Annotated in this window: 16 protein-coding genes; 13 read left to right on the forward strand and 3 right to left on the reverse strand. The window is 43.8% G+C overall.

Going from position 1 to position 19,610, the window contains the following annotated elements; all coding sequences use genetic code 11:
• Nucleotides 1–8 precede the first annotated feature (8 nt).
• The 3 genes from H4K34_RS05210 to H4K34_RS05220 are packed head-to-tail and all read left to right on the forward strand — an operon-like array spanning nt 9 to nt 5,918.
• Nucleotides 9–3,521 carry a SusC/RagA family TonB-linked outer membrane protein gene (locus H4K34_RS05210; protein WP_246452204.1) on the forward strand — a complete coding sequence of 1,171 codons (3,513 nt, stop codon included), beginning with the start codon at nt 9–11 and terminating at the stop codon, nt 3,519–3,521.
• 11 nt (nt 3,522–3,532) lie between these two features.
• Nucleotides 3,533–4,915, forward strand: a complete 1,383-nt coding sequence (locus H4K34_RS05215) for a RagB/SusD family nutrient uptake outer membrane protein (RefSeq protein ID WP_210759767.1) — start codon at nt 3,533–3,535, stop codon at nt 4,913–4,915.
• A 46-nt stretch (nt 4,916–4,961) separates the two neighbouring features.
• Nucleotides 4,962–5,918, forward strand: coding sequence for a glycerophosphodiester phosphodiesterase family protein (locus tag H4K34_RS05220; RefSeq protein WP_210759768.1), 957 nt, complete (start codon nt 4,962–4,964; stop codon nt 5,916–5,918).
• A gap of 112 nt (nt 5,919–6,030) precedes the next feature.
• Here H4K34_RS05220 and H4K34_RS05225 read toward each other — a convergent pair whose 3' ends face one another.
• The 3 genes from H4K34_RS05225 to H4K34_RS05235 all read right to left on the reverse strand — a co-directional run bounded on the left by H4K34_RS05225 (nt 6,031) and on the right by H4K34_RS05235 (nt 10,167).
• Complete coding sequence (locus H4K34_RS05225; RefSeq protein ID WP_210759769.1) at nt 6,031–8,589, reverse strand: adenosylcobalamin-dependent ribonucleoside-diphosphate reductase; 2,559 nt, start codon at nt 8,587–8,589, stop codon at nt 6,031–6,033.
• A gap of 359 nt (nt 8,590–8,948) precedes the next feature.
• The gene (gene ric / locus H4K34_RS05230) at nt 8,949–9,683 is read right to left on the reverse strand and encodes an iron-sulfur cluster repair di-iron protein (protein ID WP_210760541.1); all 735 of its coding nucleotides are present in this window, start codon (nt 9,681–9,683) and stop codon (nt 8,949–8,951) included.
• Nucleotides 9,684–9,738: 55 nt separating this feature from the next.
• Complete coding sequence (locus H4K34_RS05235; RefSeq protein ID WP_210759770.1) at nt 9,739–10,167, reverse strand: RrF2 family transcriptional regulator; 429 nt, start codon at nt 10,165–10,167, stop codon at nt 9,739–9,741.
• Nucleotides 10,168–10,524: 357 nt separating this feature from the next.
• Here H4K34_RS05235 and H4K34_RS05240 point away from each other — a divergent pair, with 357 nt between their 5' ends.
• The 10 genes from H4K34_RS05240 to H4K34_RS05285 all read left to right on the forward strand — a co-directional run bounded on the left by H4K34_RS05240 (nt 10,525) and on the right by H4K34_RS05285 (nt 19,601).
• A complete protein-coding gene (locus tag H4K34_RS05240) occupies nt 10,525–11,010 on the forward strand; it encodes a cytochrome c (protein ID WP_210759771.1) in 486 nt (161 codons plus the stop codon).
• 20 nt (nt 11,011–11,030) lie between these two features.
• Nucleotides 11,031–13,001 carry a Sec-dependent nitrous-oxide reductase gene (nosZ, locus tag H4K34_RS05245; RefSeq protein WP_210759772.1) on the forward strand — a complete coding sequence of 657 codons (1,971 nt, stop codon included), beginning with the start codon at nt 11,031–11,033 and terminating at the stop codon, nt 12,999–13,001.
• A 102-nt stretch (nt 13,002–13,103) separates the two neighbouring features.
• Nucleotides 13,104–13,694, forward strand: coding sequence for a hypothetical protein (locus H4K34_RS05250; protein WP_210759773.1), 591 nt, complete (start codon nt 13,104–13,106; stop codon nt 13,692–13,694).
• A 32-nt stretch (nt 13,695–13,726) separates the two neighbouring features.
• Nucleotides 13,727–14,191: a nitrous oxide reductase accessory protein NosL gene (locus H4K34_RS05255; protein ID WP_210759774.1), complete on the forward strand. Its 465-nt coding sequence runs from the start codon at nt 13,727–13,729 to the stop codon at nt 14,189–14,191.
• The gene (gene nosD, locus H4K34_RS05260) at nt 14,188–15,426 is read left to right on the forward strand and encodes a nitrous oxide reductase family maturation protein NosD (protein WP_210759775.1); all 1,239 of its coding nucleotides are present in this window, start codon (nt 14,188–14,190) and stop codon (nt 15,424–15,426) included. Before H4K34_RS05255 ends, nosD begins: the two co-directional genes overlap by 4 nt.
• 31 nt (nt 15,427–15,457) lie before the next feature.
• Complete coding sequence (locus H4K34_RS05265; protein WP_210759776.1) at nt 15,458–16,165, forward strand: ABC transporter ATP-binding protein; 708 nt, start codon at nt 15,458–15,460, stop codon at nt 16,163–16,165.
• A 2-nt stretch (nt 16,166–16,167) separates the two neighbouring features.
• Nucleotides 16,168–16,947 (forward strand): ABC transporter permease, encoded by a 780-nt coding sequence (locus tag H4K34_RS05270; RefSeq protein ID WP_210759777.1) that lies wholly within the window; start codon nt 16,168–16,170, stop codon nt 16,945–16,947.
• A 92-nt stretch (nt 16,948–17,039) separates the two neighbouring features.
• On the forward strand, nt 17,040–18,206 hold the full coding sequence (locus H4K34_RS05275; RefSeq protein WP_210759778.1) for a hypothetical protein: 1,167 nt from the start codon (nt 17,040–17,042) through the stop codon (nt 18,204–18,206).
• Nucleotides 18,207–18,351: 145 nt separating this feature from the next.
• Complete coding sequence (locus H4K34_RS05280; RefSeq protein WP_210759779.1) at nt 18,352–18,723, forward strand: hypothetical protein; 372 nt, start codon at nt 18,352–18,354, stop codon at nt 18,721–18,723.
• A 47-nt stretch (nt 18,724–18,770) separates the two neighbouring features.
• Complete coding sequence (locus H4K34_RS05285) at nt 18,771–19,601, forward strand: FixH family protein (RefSeq protein WP_210759780.1); 831 nt, start codon at nt 18,771–18,773, stop codon at nt 19,599–19,601.
• The last annotated feature ends 9 nt before the right edge of the window (nt 19,602–19,610 follow it).

Here is a 19,610-nt window from a genome sequence, read left to right on the forward strand (position 1 = left end):
TCAAAAATATGACAAAGCTATTTACCAGCCTTAAATACCTAATAAAAGCTTTTATGCAGGTTCATGTACTTGCCATACTATTTACCATCGCCGCCAATAGCATTTTTGCTTACAGCAGCGCCAATGGTCAAATTTTGGAAGAAACCCGCATCGAAATCAAACAAAGCACCTATGATTTAAAAGGTCTCTTTGGTTTGATTGAGGAACAAACGGATTTCAATTTCCTCTACACCGAAGAGGAGATCCAATTATCCAATCGCGTGGAAATCGATCATGATTACCACAATTTACGCAGTCTATTAGAAGACCTCTCTCGTTTAAACGACCTGCGCTTTGAGCGTATCCACCGCATGATTTTGGTGAAGGATAATTCTGACAACACTCAGAATGCCAAGCCTGAAATCATGGAAATCCCCGCCAGAACGATCAAAGGAAAGGTAATGGACGCCAATAATGAGCCCTTGCCAGGCGCTAGTGTGCGCGTACCTAATACCGGCATTGGAACTACCACCGACTTTGACGGTAACTTCACCCTGGCTTTACCCGATACAGTTAAATCCTTAGAAGTTTCATTTATCGGATTCAAGACTCAAATCATCAACCTGGGTGAAAGCAATCAATTAAGCATTGTATTGGAGGAAGATAACAATGCCCTAGATGAAGTGGTGGTGATCGGATACGGTCAGCAAGAACGCGTAAAAGTGGTAGGTGCTGTTGGTGCCATCGATGCCAAAGAACTCAAAAACGTAGCCGCCTCTTCTTTTGATCAGCAATTAGCTGGAAAAATGTCGGGGGTAGTAATTAACCAGGCCAATGGCCAGCCCGGGGAAGGATCTCAAATTGTAATTCGTGGTACCGGAACCTTAACTGCCGGAACTAATCCTTTGATCGTAGTGGATGGCTTCCCCCTTACCGAAGGAAGCTCCATTAACTCCATCAATCCCAATGATATTGAGGAAATCAACGTACTGAAAGATGCTGCTTCTGCGGCTATTTATGGTTCTCGTGCTGCTAACGGGGTAATACTGGTAACCACAAAAAGAGGGAATCAAAATCAGAAAACTCAGTACAGTTTAGATGTGTACACCGGTTTCCAACAACAGAGCTCTGGCGTTGAATTAGTAGATGCTTACCAACATGCTCAATTCTTAAAAGAAGCTCGTGACTGGGGTTATGTATCTAAGGACCCCACCGTTCGCAGTGCCAGCGATCCCAACTCAGTTCGGGTTACTCGCACCATTAATGGTCAGGGTATCGATGGCCGCGAATTAAGTCTGGACTTCTTACAGCCCTATTTAGATGGTACCCCCGGCCTTACTAATACCAATTGGATGGACCTGGCTTTCCGTGATGCCGCTATTTCTAATTATGTATTCTCAGCGCAAGGCGGAAACGACAAAACCTCCTTCTATACCTCCCTCGGATATTTTGATCAGGAAGGAGTGGTCTTAGGTAGCGAATTCAAACGCTATTCCGCCTCCTTAAACTTGCAAACCGAGCTGAATGACAAGATTAAATTAGGCATCAACTTAAAGCCTTCTTACAGTGTACAAAACGCACCGGAACAAAGTAGTCGTTCATCGGGCACCTTGGCTTTAATTCCCTTGAGCTTTGGTTATTACGAGGCTTATAATCCAGATGGATCGGTAAACATCAGCGACCAGCTGGTAAATGAGCAAAGAGAGATTGAAGGGGTTCGCATTAATGGTACTCCAGTTGAAAACTTGGTAGCCACTGCCGAAAATGTAAAGAACCAATACAATCGCTTACGCGGATTTGGTAATGTGTATTTGGATGCGCAAATCCTCCCCGGTTTGGATTATCGTATTTCCATGGGTGGTGATTACCTCTCTATGCAGCGCGACTATTACTATCCGGCCAGTATTGGCTCTTACCGTACCCCGGCTCCGCGTTCGGATGCAAATGCCGAACAAGATGTTTTAAACCGCATGAACTATCTGGTAGAAAACACTTTGAATTATCGTAAATCCATCGGAGACCATAACTTCAATGTGCTATTAGGTCATACCTTCCAAAAGGAACACATCTACAGCACTTCGATTGAGGGTTCCGGTTTCCCGGATGACAATATCCAGAACGTGGCCGGTGCTAGTTCATTCACCGCTTCATCCAATCATGACATTTGGGCTCTGGAATCTTATTTAGGTCGTATCCAATACGATTATGCCACCAAGTATTTGCTTTCCTTGGCTATACGTCGGGATGGATCTTCTCGCTTCGGCCTCAATAATCGCTGGGGTAATTTCCCTTCCGTTTCAGCAGGCTGGATTGTAAGTCGTGAGAAATTCTTCCCTATCAATGATGTACTCACCTTCACCAAGCTTTCTGCAAGCTGGGGACAAACCGGTAACAATCAAATTGGAAACTACAGCTCTAAGGCTCTGGTTACCGATGACACCTATGTATTTGGAAATGCAATCCAACCAGGATACATCACTAGCACCGCTCCTAACCCCGACTTGGGCTGGGAAGTTGCTTCCTCCTTCAATATTGGTTTAGACTTGAGCTTCTTTAATGGAAAGATCGACCTGAATGCCGCTTATTACAAGACCAATACTCGTGACTTACTATTGGAAGTTCCTGTACCTCAGCAGACAGGCTACAGCACTGTATTAGCCAATATTGGTGAGATGGAAAACCAAGGCTTCGAATTGCAATTGGCTTCTAATAATATCAAAGTTGGGAATGTACGTGTAGGAATGAATGCCAATATCACTACCTATAACAATAAGGTATTAGCCTTAGGTCCTGGCCAGGAGCGTATTGCCACGGGTCGTGATCAGTTATTCGTAACCCAAATTGGTCGTCCGGTAGCGGAGATTTATGGTTATAATGTAATTGGCATTTACAAAGACGAAGATGAGATAGCTTCTACCCCACACCTCGACGGAACCCTTACTGGTGATTTCATCGTAGAGGACGTGAATGGTGATGGTGTTATCAATACCAAAGACCAGGTATCCAAAGGAACCTATGCTCCAGATTTCACTTATGGATTTGGTGGACAAGCGGAGTATAAGGGCTTCACATTTAGCTTCAATTTTGTTGGAGTTGAAGGTCGTACTTTGATGGATGGTGATATGGCCTCTTTAACGGAATCGGGTGAAGGATTTGCAGTTCCCAGCAAGTACTATTTCGAGAACCGCTACCATCCGGTGAACAATCCTGATGGATTCTTAGGACAACCTAACTTCGGTAATTTCTCTAACTCGAGAAAGATCTTACGCAGCTCGGTAGTAGTAGACGAAAACAATGGTGATTACCTGCGTTTGCGCGATGTTCGCCTAGCCTACAACTTCCCTCGCCGCATGATTAAGCCTCTGCGCTTAAGCTCTCTTCAGGTGTACATTTCTGCTAATAACCTCTTTACGATTAGCGACTGGCGAGGATGGAACAATGATGGAACCTCTAGCAATATCCTGCAATCAGGGTACAATAACGGCTCCAACTACCCCATCACTAAAACCTACCTGATCGGATTTAAAATTTCTCCTTTCTAATAAAGATCGACATGAAAAAAGTATTGCTTATTCTCCCCGTTTTTCTAGCCCTTCTTGCTTGCGAAAAGGAGCTTTTACAAAACCCAAATTCGGTAAAGGTGGCTGATAATTTTTACAGCACCGAAGCTGAAATGGAAGAAGCTGTAAACGCTGCTTATGCGGCCTTACAATACACCGGCGTATTTAACACTGCCATGCCTGCCATTGGCGAATTACCCGGTGAAGATGCTTATGATGAAACCCCGGCCAACGATGGTGGTGTATATGGAATGTTGGACCAATACAATGTGATCGCTCAGAGTAGCTTAATTGCCAATGTTTGGGAAGACAGCTATATTGGCATCCAACGCGCTAATATCGTTTTGGATCGCATCCAAAGCATTGCTTATGAGGATGCCCAAACCCGCGAATCGCGAATTGGTGAAATGCTCTTTATCCGTGCTTTGCATTACTTCAATTTGGTGCGGACTTTTGGCCCTGTACCCTTAGTGGTAGAAGAGGTTCGTAATCCCCAGGATTATTTCGGTCAAAACCGCGCGCCTGTTGCAGAGGTTTACAGCCAAATTAAAGCCGACCTTACAGAAGCCATCACCTTGCTTCCCGCTCGTACTGAGTCGAATAAAGCCCGCGCCGTAAAAACCGCCGCTCAAGCATTATTAGGAAAGGTAGAGTTAACCGAAGGCAATTACAGTGCTGCGCGTACACAATTCTTAGAAGTAGTGAACTCCGGAGCACATGATTTGGAAAGCTTAAATCAGGTTTTTTCGGCTGATAATGAATTAAATCCCGAAATCATTTTCGCGGTGCAATTCGCTTCAGGTATTAACTCCAATAGCGAAGGCTCGGATGCCTATCGCATGTTCAACCCTACTGGCCGAGTAGAAGGTGCGATGACTGGAACCAAAGGTCATGGCGTTTTAAAACCCGATTTCTACGCTTTATACGAAAGCAATGATTTGCGCAAAGGAGTGTATATCGACACCCTTTCTTCTGGGATTGCCTACAGCAAGAAAATCGCGGTACCTAACACGGTGGTGGGAGATGCTGAAAGTGACTGGGTGGTACTGCGCTATGCGGATGTACTCCTCATGCTGGCAGAAGTAGAAAACGAACTGGGAAATACCCCAGATGCCGTAGACTACCTGGATGAAATCCGTAATCGTGCGGGCTTAGCCGATTACAGTGGCAGCACTGCCAAAGCCGATCTTTTTGCTGAAATCGATTTACAACGTCGTAAAGAATTGGTTTGGGAAGGTCACCGTTGGTTCGACCTTTTACGTCAAGGTCGCGCCATGAGTGTATTGGGAATTAGCGATGCCAACAAATTGCTGATGCCATTGCCTGCCAGTCAGATTGCAACTGACCCTTCTTTAGCTCAAAATCCTGGTTACTAAACCCTATTGGGGAGCAGCTTCGGCTGCTTCCCTTTTATAAATCTAAATGATGAAGAAAAACACCATCCTTCTGGGAGCAGCTCTGCTATTGGCCGCCTGCCAGGAAGCACCAAAAACCGAGGCTACTGCCAATGAAAGCCAGGCTAAAGTTGAGAACGTAGCTGATCAGCATCAAACTATTGATGAGCTTATTGCCAATTTAGAAGATTCTAAAAACAAGGAAATCATAGTAGTAGCCCATCGTGGCGACTGGCGTAATGCCCCTGAAAACTCCTTACAGGCAATTCAAAACTGTATCGACATGGGCGTGGATATGGTAGAAATTGATGTACGCGAAACCAAAGATGGCCATTTGGTTTTGATGCACGATCAAACTATCGATCGTACCACTACCGGAAAGGGTAAAGTTTCGGATTGGACCTTAGACAGCTTGCAAGGACTTTTTCTAAAAGATGGATTAGGGGTAGCCACTCCACATAAAATCCCAACTCTGGAACAAGCCTTGGAGCTGAGCAAGGATAAGATCCTTTTAAACCTGGATAAGAGCTACAGTATTTTTGATAAGTGCTATGCCCTGCTGGAAAAAACCGGCACCCAAAAGCAGGTAGTCATTAAAGGGAATATCAGTCGACAGGAAGTAGAAGCTGAATTCGGTGAATATCTGGACAAGGTTTATTTCATGCCCATAGTTCGTTTATTCGAGCCTGGCCATAAAGCCAAGGTGGAAGACTATTTACAGCATCATTTACCGGTTGCTTTTGAGTTCACCGCTCCTCAAGACACGATTGCCTTCATAAAAAACTTCGCTGAAATTCGTGCTCAAGGCGCCGGCGTTTGGGTGAACTCACTTTGGCCTCATCACAATGGCGGTCATGATGATGAGCAAGCCGCTATGGACCCCAGTGTATATGATTGGTTCATTGAGAATGATATCGACATGATTCAAACCGATCGTCCGCAATTGCTCTTGAACTATTTACGCTCCAAAGGTTTACACCGCTAAAAGACACTTAATCCTTTCATCGGGATTGTTAAGCAGGAAATCCACTCTGATTCTTTCAGAGTGGATTTTTCTATTTGATACTTTTTAGGAAGAAGGTAAGCTTCTTAGATCTCTAGCCGCACTTACTATGCCCGCAATTCTTGCAATTCAAGCAACCTTCCTCATAAACTAAGGAGTCCTCACCACATTCACTGCAGGTACTATCCAATGCACGGGTTCCATCAGGCACAAACATCTTCAAAGCCCGAATCACCCCGTTCTTCCAGGTGTTTAAGAACTCATCATCCAAATGCAGATTACCTACCATGTGAATTACATCTAAGAGCGGCATTCCATGGCGCAATACCCCACTAATGAGTTTGGCATAATTCCAATATTCAGGGTTAAAGGATCGCGACAAGCCTTCGATGGTAATGCGATATCCATCACGGTCTTTGTATTGGAAATCATAGCGGCTTTTGCCTTGCTCATCTTTATTCTTAAGCACAAAACCTGATTTACACCAATGCGGTAAGTGGAAGGAGTCCTCTGTTCTACCGGTAAAGATTTCGTAGGGATGATCATTGAGCAAGCCAATCACCGCAATCCAACGCTCTTCATTATTATTGAAACGCACAATGCGGGCATCCAAAGAATGAGGACGTTCGGGAGCTTTGCGCTCGGCGATAAAGTTCTGTTCTTTCTTTTTCTCTGTGGATGAAACCAGAACTCCAGAACGACTACCTTCACGGTACACGGTAATGCCTTTACATCCACTTTCCCAAGCGATACGATAAATATCGCCCACCATTTCTTCGGAAGTATCCTCTGGAATATTTACTGTTACGCTAATAGAGTGATCCACCCATTTTTGAACCTTTCCTTGCAAGCGCACTTTACTGGGCCAGTCTACATCTCTGGCGGTAGATCCAGCATAGGGTGATTGAGCAACCAATTCATTTAATTGCTCTTCCTTCATATTTTCCACCTCAGTCAGATCGTGGCCGTTTTGCTTAAGCCAGGCTGCAAATTGGTGATGGAATACATTAAACTCTTGCCAGTGATCGCCTAAATCATCCACGAAATCCGTGCGGGTATTGGTGTCATTCGGATTAATCTTCTTCCTCCGCTTATAGAATACCATAAACACGGGTTCGATTCCGGATGTGGTTTGGGTCATTAAACTGGTGGTACCAGTGGGGGCGATGGTCAGTAAGGCAATATTCCTACGACCGTAAATCTTCATTTCCTTGATCAGATCAGGATCAGCTTCACCTAGACGACTGATAAACGGATTCTTACTTTCAAGTTTAGCGTCATAAATGGGGAAAGCACCTCTTTCCTTAGCTAATTCTACAGAGCCCCGATAGGTTTCCAAAGCTAGGAATTTGTGTACCTCTTCCGAAAAGTCAATGGACTCTTCCGAACCATAACGAAGGCCCAATGCAGCTAACATATCCCCTTCAGCGGTGATACCAATTCCGGTTCTCCGTCCTTGAATGGCTTTCTCGCGAATCTTTTCCCAAAGTAAAACTTCGGTTCTCTTGGTTTCATCACTCTCTGGATCTGAGTTCACCTTGGCCAAAATGGCATCGATTTTCTCTAATTCCAGGTCGATAATATCATCCGCAATCCGATGGGCGATGCGAATGTGCTTTTTAAACTTTTCAAAATTAAATGTCGCTGCCTCACTAAAGGGATTATCTACATAAGACAATAGATTAATCGCCAGCAGTCGGCACGAATCATAAGGGCAGAGTGGAATTTCACCACAAGGGTTAGTAGACACGGTTCTAAAACCAAAGTCGGCATAGGAGTCTGGAACCGATTCACGGATTACCGTATCCCAAAACAAAATACCGGGTTCTGCTGAGGCCCAGGCATTGTGAACGATCTTCTTCCACAAAGCTGCAGCATCCACCTCTCTAATTACGGATGGATTGGAAGAGTTTAGCGGAAAGGTTTGTTTATACTGCTCACCATTCAAGGCGGCCTTCATAAAAGCATCGCTAATTCGAACTGAAACATTGGCTCCGGTCACCTTGGTACCATCTAATTTGGCATCAATAAAGGATTCGGAATCCGGATGATCTACCGAGATGCTTAACATCAAGGCACCACGACGACCATCTTGCGCTACCTCACGAGTAGAATTACTGTAGCGTTCCATAAAAGGAACAATACCTGTAGAACTTAATGCGGAGTTTTTTACCGGTGAGCCCTTAGGGCGGATGTGGGATAAATCGTGCCCCACGCCGCCGCGACGTTTCATCAGTTGCACTTGCTCCTCATCTACCTTCATAATAGAACCGTAGGAATCCCCACGCCCATCATTACCAATCACGAAACAGTTGGAAAGGGAGGCAATTTGATACTGATTACCAATCCCGGTCATCGGTCCACCTTGCGGCACGATGTATTGAAAGCGATCTAAAACCTCAAAAACATCTTCCTTACTTAAGGGATTCGCATACTTGCTTTCAACGCGGCTGATCTCACTTGCCATACGCTGATGCATATCTGCAGGGCTCCTTTCGTAGATATTCCCTTGAGAGTCTTTGAGGGCATATTTATTCAGCCAAACTCCGGCGGCCAGTTCATCGCCCTTAAAATATTCAATTGCAGATTTTAAGGCTTCTTCATAGGTAAATGGTTCGTTTTGTATTAAGTCTTCCGTTGGTACAGAACTCATAGTGCAAGCTTTAGATTCAGAATATATGTGAGTAGATACAGTATGAAACTGGGTTCTGAAAAACACTTTGGGCACTCGATGCTGCAGCGGTAGGCATTTGCCTATTTACCTGGAAAAAATATGAGCAGACCTCAAAGCCTTGGCCTGCTTAATTTAGAAACAATCCCCCCAAAAAAAGGGGATAGGCAAATACATGGATTCACCCGTATTCTTCAGATAAATTAAAGGTAGCATCCTAAGCTTTAATATCCGGGAGCTGACTAGAAAAATCCCCGCAACTTATCCCCAAGGCTAAAACACTAACAAACTGTACCTTAAGACTATTTATCAACTTCCAAACAGAGCAGGTCCATGCTTTATTAGGCCTCAATTAAGCCCTGAGATTTAAGCCTACCTTCCAATGGTTTCGCAGCCGGAAAAAGAATATTATTTTCCAAATGGATATGAAGATGTAAATCATCTTCAAACTCCTTCAAGAGTGCAAATGTGACCTGGTAGGTATTACATCCATCCGGTGGACATTGATAATTATTAGATAGTCTGGATATTTCGCGAAAGCGCTCTCCTTCCGCATCGTGCTCATATACCATCATCCCAATAGGATTATGCACTTCACCAAAAGAAGCCATTTTTATGGGCTCACCGCTCATTTCACTTTTCACCATTTTTCGAACGTAGGGAAACAGCACAAGTTCTTCCTTCTTCATGTGCTGGCTTAAAGCCGATATCGCGGTACTAAACAGCCCGTTAATCTCTAATAGCTCTGGATGTCTTTCTCCATGCACCCTACATAGTTTATCCAGAAAAGGCTTAATCTCAATACTGCGCTTCTCCACATACTTATGATGTCTTTGCTCAATATAGTTCACCAAAACATCCAAAGGCCAGGTTTTGAAATCAACAGCAGGATCCAGGCCCTCGGATTGGGCCTTTTCCAAATCCTTTAATAATTCCCAGATGCTTACCCCTTTCTTCTCACAGGCCTCCGCAATACTTCTCCCTCCCTGGCAACAAAAATCAATGTTGTAAGATTTAAAAACTGTGGCCGTACGATAGTCTTCCGCTACCACTTCACCAATGGCACGATTTTCCATTTTGAACTCTTTTTCTATTTCGGACATTTTTGTCTTTTATTTAATTAAAAAAATACTACTGCTTTAAAAACACCTTTCCAGAATCCAAGCCATCTGCCAATTCCTTAAGGCTTGTACTGTGCAGCATATGCGAAAGACCATCTCGCACCGAAGCAAATTTAAAATGTACCGGACAGGGCTTATTTCCATCACATTGCGCAAGACCTAAACCACATCCAGTAAAGATCTCATCGCCATCAATGGCACTCACAATTTGATTCAAATGCACACTCCCAGCATCTTTAGGTAAACTAAAACCACCGCTTGGCCCCTTAAAAGAAACCAGTACCCCATTACGGGCCAACATTTGCAAAATTTTAGCGGTAAAAGCTTCCGGAGAATCGGTGGCCTGGGCGATTTGTTTCAAACCTACCCGCTGACCAGCATCCTGCTGCGCGATGTAAATCATAGCCTTTATACCGTACTCACATGCCTTAGAAAACATAGTCTCAGATTCCCGCCAAATATAAGGATTATTTTAAATAAGGATAAATAGGTCTTTTATTTTTCAAGCTTAAAAAGCACTGGTATTTAATGCTCATTTAGTCCTCCAACCCCAGCCCCTTTTCTTTATCAACATGAATCTATTCACCTTATTTACATCTGTTTACACATTAAAACTGACCCACATATTTGTCAGTCTTAAATCCTGCTAAAGCAAAATAAGGCTTGTCGAAAAAACCATTTCAAAAAGGTCAAAAGGCTATTTCGGATAAATTTGTCCTTTTTTATGATATAAATCATTTTTTGGGCTTTCATGCCCTAATACTTTAGCTCCATATTTCTAACAATCTAAACTCAAATGAGACACTTAAAAGTCATCCTGAGCGGAGTTCTACTACTAGCCCTCGCTTCATGTGGTAGAAGTAACGAAACTCAAAATACGACCAGCACCCACGATTCAAAAAGTACGGAAGCCCCACAAACAAAAGCCAAAACGGAAGCAATAGACCCTATGTCCAGCAAAGGTATTGGCCCAATAAGTAATGTGGTTCTGAATGATGCTATTGATGATAGCATGGCTGCTGAAGGGAAAGCCATCTTTGAGCAAAACTGCACGGCTTGCCACAAAACCGACAAAAAATACATCGGACCTGCACCCAAAGACATTTTGGAGCGCCGAACTCCCGAATGGATCATGAATATGATCATGAATCCAAATGAAATGATCCAAAAGGACCCAGTAGCTAAACAAGTCCTGGCCGAAGCTAATGGCGCCATCATGGCTGATCAAAACATCAGTGAAGAAGACGCCCGAAAAATTCTGGAATTTTTCAGAACCCTCTAATTCTAACAAATCAAGTGACTATGAAATCCTTTAAACCAATTTGGACCATGCTCATTGCGGCTTTACTCCTAGCCGCAGCTTGCACCGATACCAAAGCAAAGAAGTCCAGCGAAAACAAAGGAGCTATTAACAAATCCTCGGCAGCCGAAAAAGTATATGTGGCTCCAGGCGAATACGATGAATTCTACGCTTTTATGTCTGGCGGATTCAGCGGTCAGGTAAGTGTTTATGGCTTACCCTCCGGTCGTCTTTTAAAGGTAGTACCCGTATTTTCTGTAGATGGTGAAAAAGGCTATGGTTTTAATGAAGAAACCAAACCGCTCTTAGAAACCAGCCATGGATTTATTCCCTGGGACGATGCCCACCACCCGGAGCTTTCGCAGACCAATGGTAAGCCTGATGGCAAATACCTCTTTATTAATGGTAATAACACCCCAAGGGTTGCCCGAATCGACCTCAGCACCTTTGAAACTGCTGAAATTATCGAATTGCCCAATGCCGGGGGTAACCATAGTTCTCCCTTCACTACCGAAAACAGTGAATATGTAGTGGCCGGTACCCGCTTTAGTGTGCCCATTCCTCAGACTGATATGAGCATCGCAGATTATAAAGGGAAATTTAAAGGTTCCTTATCCTTTATTTCTGTAGATCCTGAACATGGTCACATGGATGTTGACTTCCAGGTTTTAATGCCCGGTTTTGATTATGATCTTGCCCACGGAGGTAAAGGAAAATCCCATGGTTGGATGTTCTTTACTACCTATAATACCGAAGAGTCTCATACCCTTAAGGAGGTAAATGCCTCTCAAAATGACAAGGATTACATCGCAGCTATTAATTGGAAAAAGGCCAAAGAATACATCGAACAGGGTAAATACAAAGAGATGGATTCTGAGTACCTTATCAATCGCTACGACGAAAAGAAACACCTGGCCGAAAGCATCACCCGGAAAAAAGTTCGTGTTCTCGACCCCACCGAATGCCCTGGAGTGGTGTATTTCTTACCTACCCCTAAATCTCCACACGGAGTTGATGTAGACCCTACCGGATCCTATATTATCGGTAATGGTAAACTGAATGCCAATTTAACCGTGCACAGTTTCGACAAAATGATTCAAGCTATAGAAAACAAATCTTTTGCCGACGAAGCCTATGGAATTCCAGTACTAAACTTCGAAGATGTGGTTGCCGGTACCGTTGAAAGCGGAGGCTTAGGGCCCTTGCATACTGAGTTTGATGGCGAAGGCAATGCCTATACCACCTTCTTTATCAGTAGTGAAGTGGTAAAATGGAAATTAGGTACCTGGGAAGTATTAGACCGTGTACCAACTTATTATTCTGTAGGTCACTTGATGATCCCAGGTGGGGATAGTAAAGAACCTTGGGGTAAGTATATGGTAGCCTTAAACAAGATTACCAAAGATCGCTATTTACCTACTGGCCCCGAATTGGCGCACTCCGCTCAACTGTATGATATCTCTGGTGATAAGATGGAGCTCATTCTCGACTTCCCCACAATTGGTGAACCGCACTATGCTCAAGCCATTGCCGCTGATATTGTGATGAATCGAAGTAAGAAGATTTATCCACTGGAAGAAAATGAGCACCCCCATGTTACCAAAAGTGAAGCGGATGCTCGAGTGGAGAAAAATGGCAATGAAGTGCATGTGTATATGACCACTATTCGCAGCCATTTTGCGCCCGATAATATCGAAGGTATTGAAGTTGGCGACAAGGTCTACTTCCACGTAACCAATTTGGAGCAAGACTGGGATGTTCCCCATGGATTCTCAGTTTTGGGTGCACAAAATGCCGAATTACTGATTATGCCCGGGCAAACTGAAACCCTGCTTTGGGAACCTTTAAAACCAGGGGTATTCCCCTTCTATTGCACCGACTTTTGCTCCGCTTTGCACCAGGAAATGCAAGGCTACCTCAGAGTATCTGCCAAAGGCAATGCTCCGGCTATCCTGGCTAGTACCGGAGATTAAAATCTACGCTTGAACTAATGAGGGGGCTAATCCTATTCCATTGACCCTTACAGTAGAGCCATTGAAAGGCCCCCTCCTTTTTTCGAATCGAAAATTTAAGCCATGAAAAGCGCCCCACGAATATTAGCCTTCATTGCTACTGCCTGTTTATTGATGTTATTCTTCTTCCCACTTTGGAGAATCACCTTAATAGCACCGCAATATCCTGATGGAGTTACCATGTACATCTGGATTCATCAAATAACCGGCACTAGTCCGGGAACCCTGCAAAACATCAATATTCTGAATCACTATGTAGGGATGAAAATGATTGAACCCAATAGCATTCCAGAGTTAAGCTACTTCCCTTGGGTGGTTGGCGGCTTAGGCCTGATGGGATTCCTGGCCGGTATCATAAACCGTTCAAAATTCTATCTCAGCTGGGCCTCTGTCTTTTTGATTTTGGCCATTCTGGGAATTTATGATTTCTACTTATGGGAATACGATTATGGCCATAATCTAAGCCCTACCGCACCGATTAAGGTTCCAGGTCAGAGTTATCAACCTCCACTTTTTGGATCTAAAATGCTACTGAACTTCAATGCTATTTCCTATCCCGCAACCGGAGGTATTTTCATGGGCATTGCCTTAATACTTTCGATCCTTGCAAGTTGGATTCGCATCAAATTAAACAAACTAAAAACTCAATCCTAGAGGGCGAAGCCCAATAATTTAATACTCGCAGGATGAGCGAGTCTAAAACCCACCACATCATGAAATACTTTGTTCTTTTTGCCGCCATCAGTTTCTTATGGGGCTGTAAACCCGAAGCCAAGGCCATCGAGTACGGAAAAGAAGCTTGTGACTATTGTCGGATGAGTATCGTAGACGAAAGATATGCCGCTCAATTAGTAAGCACAAAAGGGAAGAGCTACAGCTTTGATGCCCTCGAATGCCTACTCCATTACAAGTCGGAGCACAGCGAAAAATGGGCTATGGAATTAGTAAGTGATTACCAAAAGCCCCGGCATTTGATTCCCGCTCAAGGGGCCTGGTTTTTAAGAAGTAAAAATCTCCCCAGCCCAATGGGAATGTACCTTACTGCTGTGGCCAATGAAGAGGAGGCCAAAGCCTTACAAGCACAAGAAGGAGGTAGCCTTTACAGCTATCCGGAACTGCTGGCCGAATTCAGCACATTACCAGCGCTATGAACAGATATTTGGTTGTTATAGTCATAGTGATGGTTTGGGGCGTGACCGCCATGGCCAAAGAGTGGGAAGTGGGTCCCTCTCGGGCGGTCACTTCCCTTTATCAAGCTATTGAAATGGCCAATCCTCAGGATACCATTTGTGTTAATCCTGGAGATTACAAGCTTAGCCACACACTTGTGCTAAAAAAAGCGGTGCATCTCATTGCTTGCGGTGAAGTGAGGCTTTATGCCCCCGAAAAAGCCGGAATCTTTGAAGTACGCGCTGACTCTGTTAGCATCAGTGGTTTTACCCTACTCAATGTTCCCAAGAGCTACACCAAAGATTTAGCCGCCATCTGGGTGGATTATGCCCAGCACTTTGAGCTCCGCGACAATCATATTAAAGATTGCTTTTTTGGCATTTTCTGCACCAAATCTCAAAATGGAAAAATCGCCGGCAATCAGATTTACGGTAATGCCAAGGAAGAACATTCCTCCGCTAATGCCATTCACCTCTGGCATTGCGATAGTGTACAGATCAGCGCTAATCAGGTAGAACATCATCGGGATGGTATTTATCTCGAATTCACGGATAATTCGGTGATCGACCAAAATTTAAGCCGTGATAACCTCCGTTATGGCCTGCATTTTATGTTCAGCAATAATGACATCTACCACAATAATACCTTCAGCAAAAATGGAGCAGGAGTAGCCGTAATGTTTAGTGATCATATTAAAATGACCGGCAATCATTTTCTGGAAAACTGGGGCCGGGCTTCCTACGGACTGCTCTTAAAAGAAATTTACGATAGTCAGATTAAAGGCAACACCTTCGAGAAAAACACCACCGGCATCTTTAGTGAAGGAAGTAGCCGCATTGCTTTTGAAGCCAATCATTTTAAAGCCAATGGCTGGGCCATCCGCATGCGGGGCAGTTCCATGGATAACGAAATTTCCTTCAACAACTTTGTATCCAATAGCTTCGACATCGCCACCGATGCGAAGAAAGACCATAATCGCTATTTTAATAATTACTGGGATAGCTATGAAGGATACGACCTTAACAGAGATGGCTTAGGAGATGTCCCACATCGCCCGGTTAATCTGTTTAGCTACCTGGTTTCGAGGATCGACGAAAGCATCATCCTACTTAAAAGCTCCTTTATCGAAGTACTCAATTTTGCGGAGAAAGTAGCACCGGCCGTTACCCCCACTAATCTGGTCGACGAAGAACCTTTAATGAAGCCCATGCTCTAGCTAATTCTCCTCTCTTAAACCCACAACAACCATGATAGAATTTAAAGACATAGAAAAAAGCTTTGGTCGCCAAGCGGTACTATCGGGTATCAATTTAAAATTCGACCAGCCCGGAATTTTTGCCATCCTGGGACCCAATGGATCCGGGAAAACCACTTTAATAAAAAGCCTGATGGGGATGGTTTTTCCCTCCGCCGGAGAAATTTGGATTGATGGCCGTTTAAAGAAGGGGAATGAATATCGAAATTCCATTGCTTATCTCCCCCAAATTGCGCGCTTCCCCGAAAACCTCAGCGTGAGTGAATTCCTAAGTTTCATCGAAAACATCCGGGGACAAGGCAGTCGTAAAGAAGAGCTCAGTGTAGTTTTTGGTCTCAATGATTTTAAGGACAAAAAATTGAGAACCTTATCCGGAGGTATGCGCCAAAAAGTAAATCTGGTGAGTGCCTTAATGTATGACACCCACACTATTATTCTGGATGAGCCTACTATCGGACTGGATCCCATTGCTTTGATCAATCTCAAAAACTGGATTCGAAAAGAAAAAGAAGCGGGGAAAACCATCCTCCTTACCACGCATATCATGGACATCGTTCAAGAATTGGCCGATGAAATAGTTTTTATCCTCGAGGGTAAAGTGTATTACCGCGGTTCTCAAGAAGAACTTCTCAGCCAAACTCAAACGGAAAACACGGAACAGGCCATTGCTCAATTGCTCAGCCTGCAAAAAGCATCTTGATCATGAATAAGGTATTTAAATATTGTTTTCTCGATTTGATCCGCAGTCGGTGGACCCTGGCCTATGGACTGTTTTTTATACTTAGCAGCGGCGGATTGCTTTACCTAAGTGGTGATAGCAGTAAGGTAGTGGTAAGTTTAATGAATGTAATTATCCTCTTGGTGCCGCTCATCAGTATGATTTACGGCATGATGTATATGTACCAGGTACGGGATTATGTGGAAATCCTCCTGGCGCAACCCATCTCCCGTAAAAGCATCTTTGGTGGATACATCCTGGGGCTGAGTGCCGCACTTAGCATTTGTGTGGTTTTGGGCTTACTGATACCACTACTCTTTTTTGATCCGCAGCAAATATTTCAGGCTCAATGGCTCATGCTAATTGGCATCTCAGTAATTCTGACCATTATCTTTTGCATCCTGGCCAGTTTTCTGGTCCTCAAACATGAAAATCGCCTAAAAGGCTTTGGCATTGGCTTATTCATTTGGCTATTCCTGGCGGTAATCTATGATGGCTTGTTCTTAGTAATCCTGGTTGCCTTCGAAGCCTATCCGGTGGAACAAATGGCTCTGGGACTTACCCTGGCCAACCCGGTAGATATGGGTCGGGTTTTACTCATCTTTCAATTAGATTACAGTGCCTTGATGGGTTATACCGGAGCCATATTTGAAAAGTTTTTTGGCACTCTTCAAGGTACAGTGATTATCGGATTTGCCTATTTGCTGTGGATCGGTTTCCCCTCATGGCTGCTCCTTCGAAAAGCGCAGCTCAAAGATTTTTAGCCCCGATTTAGGATGTGGATGGCAAATTCGAATGCCTACCTTGCCTTTAGAAACCGGTATTATACCCTCAAATAATTTAACGCTTGCCAGACTTGAAGTTCAAAATAAGATCATGGTCCCTAACGGTGTATCTGGGCATAATTGCTGCCTTGATTGGCCTTCTACTGCGTTCTTATTTTGTATGGCCTCAGGCATTTAACTTCCGCTTTATGCTGCATGCGCATTCCCATGCAATGCTGTTGGCCTGGCTCCTGGGGGCTTTAATTTTGATCATTTACCAACAATGGGAAATTAAGCTATCGCAAAGCACTAAGATTCTATTTTATGGATTAGCCCTAAGTGTGGTGGGCATGCTTTGTTCTTTTCCCTTTCAGGGATATGCTGCTATTTCCATTTCCTTTTCCACCTTACATCTCTGGCTAAGCTATGTGCTCTTTTACCGACTATTTCGAGCCTTAAAAAACCGAGGACCTTCCGCTAAGCTTCTCCGCACCGGCATAGTCTTGTTTTACCTCTCCTCTCTAGGCCCTTATTGTTTAGGTCCTTTAATGGCCAATGAAATGCAAAGTTCGCCCTGGTATGATCAGGCGATTTATTTTTACCTGCACTTCCTTTATAATGGTAGTTTTTTCTTTTTCCTTCTGGCTATTATCGTGCATAAATTGAAGTTGTTTAGCGATGGAAAAGGGTTTCAACATTTCTATTTACCCATGCTTTGGGGCAGCATCTTTAGCTATGCCTTAAACCTCGAGTATTCCTTCGATCAATCTTGGATTTACCTGTTGGCTGCACTGGGATCAACCGCACAACTTTATGCGGGTATCCGCTTTATTAAAGCTGTTTTCCGAAAAAGGATCAGTAATCATCTTAAGCTCATCCTCTTCCTCCTTTTCTTTAAATGGATCTTTCAAATCCTGGGCTCCACTCCACTTATTGCAGAGCAAATCCAATTCAATCGCTTCCTACTTATTGCCTATCTGCACTTTATCTTCCTGGGGATTTACACGCCTTTTATTTGGGAGATGCTAAAAAAGCGCATCCCGGCCTTCAATAAATGGATGATTGCCTATTGGCTACTGTTTATTCTTAGCGAAATTGCCTTGATCGCGCCTTCCTTAAAACTCACACCGGGATTTCAATCCTGGCCGATCCTCACCTTTTATATCTATGCTGGCTTTGTTTCGATTTGGTTGATCCTCGCTTTTTCCTATCTCAAAAACCTGCGTAAAAACACCTCCTACCATCTGGAATCAAACTGATAAGAAAGCTTAAGTCTCGATGATAGTCAATGACAAGGCCACAAAATGAAAAAGCATCCCTATTTAAGATAAAAATGTCCTTTATTTTTCTACTTCCTGATATTTCTCATCCTTTGAGGCTCCAAGCCCCACTACATTTGAACTAATGAAAGCTTTTTTAGCACATAGCATTTTAGGGTTTAGCCTGTTGTTCTCGCAGCTTTACAACAGTGTTATCACTGCTGTGTATGAGCTTAATTATCAGTATTACTCTACCGTGCTTTGCGAAAACGCTGATAGACCAGAACTTCATTGCGAAGGGAAATGCTATTTCGCTAAGCAATTGCAACTGCATGAGGATTCGGAGCCCAGCAGCCCTCCCAGACTCTTGCCCGAACTTTTACTGTTTAGTCAGGATTCTCTAAGCGAATTGAACTTAGGAGTTAGTCTTCCTACGGATGAAAGGCCTGCGTACTTTTTAAAGTCAAAAATTCAGTCCCCCTCTTTAACAGAGATAGACCATCCTCCCAAAGCTTAAAGCATTTCTCTCCTTCAACTATTGTTTTAAACTTTAAAGAAATCAAGATGAATATCTCAAAAAAGTGGGGTACTAGGGCTTTTGCCTTAGGCCTGGCCCTGCTGTCTATTTCCTGCAAAAAAGAGCCGGATAACAAAGGGCAAACAAGTCCCGACAGTCCTTTACAGAATTACGTTTATTATGGTGAAAAGTCCACAGCTTTCGCCGATGTGAAACTCTACTTTGCTGAAGATGCTTTTGTGGGTTACAATCGCGTGGCGGTGGAACTATTTGAAAGCGGCAGTCAACAAAGAATTGAAAACGCTTCCCTATCATTTCTCCCCCTCATGGATATGGGCACCACCAAACATAGCTGCCCTTTCGACAACCCTGTTTACAGTGCAGAGCTTGAAGCTTATCAAGGTAGTGCCACCTTTATTATGCCCAGCAGTACTATGGCCAGCTGGACCTTTGGCCTGATTGTCAATCACAATGGAAATATCGACACCCTCAGCTTTAATCTTGAAGTGAAAGCTAAGGCCAAAGCCAAAGTGATCAGCTTTATTTCTGCTGCGGATAGCCTAAGTGCCATTTTCATTGCCCTAAAAGAGCCCAGCAGTCCGGAAATTGGTTTGAACACTCTGGAGCTGATGGTCTACGAAAAGGAAAGCATGATGTCATTTCCGCCTGTGAGCGATTTCAGTATCGAAGTAGAACCGGAAATGCCCTCCATGGGACATGGATCTCCCAACAACGAAGATCCCATATCGATTGCCAAAGGTCTTTATAGGGGCAAGGTAAATTTTACCATGAGCGGATACTGGAAGTTGCACCTGAAAATAAAAGATGCCAATGGCCAAACGCTGAATGAAGATGCCGCTTTCGACATCAGCTTTTAAGTAAACATG

This window comes from Croceimicrobium hydrocarbonivorans (genome assembly GCF_014524565.1).
Taxonomy (GTDB): Bacteria; Bacteroidota; Bacteroidia; order Flavobacteriales; family Schleiferiaceae; genus Croceimicrobium; species Croceimicrobium hydrocarbonivorans.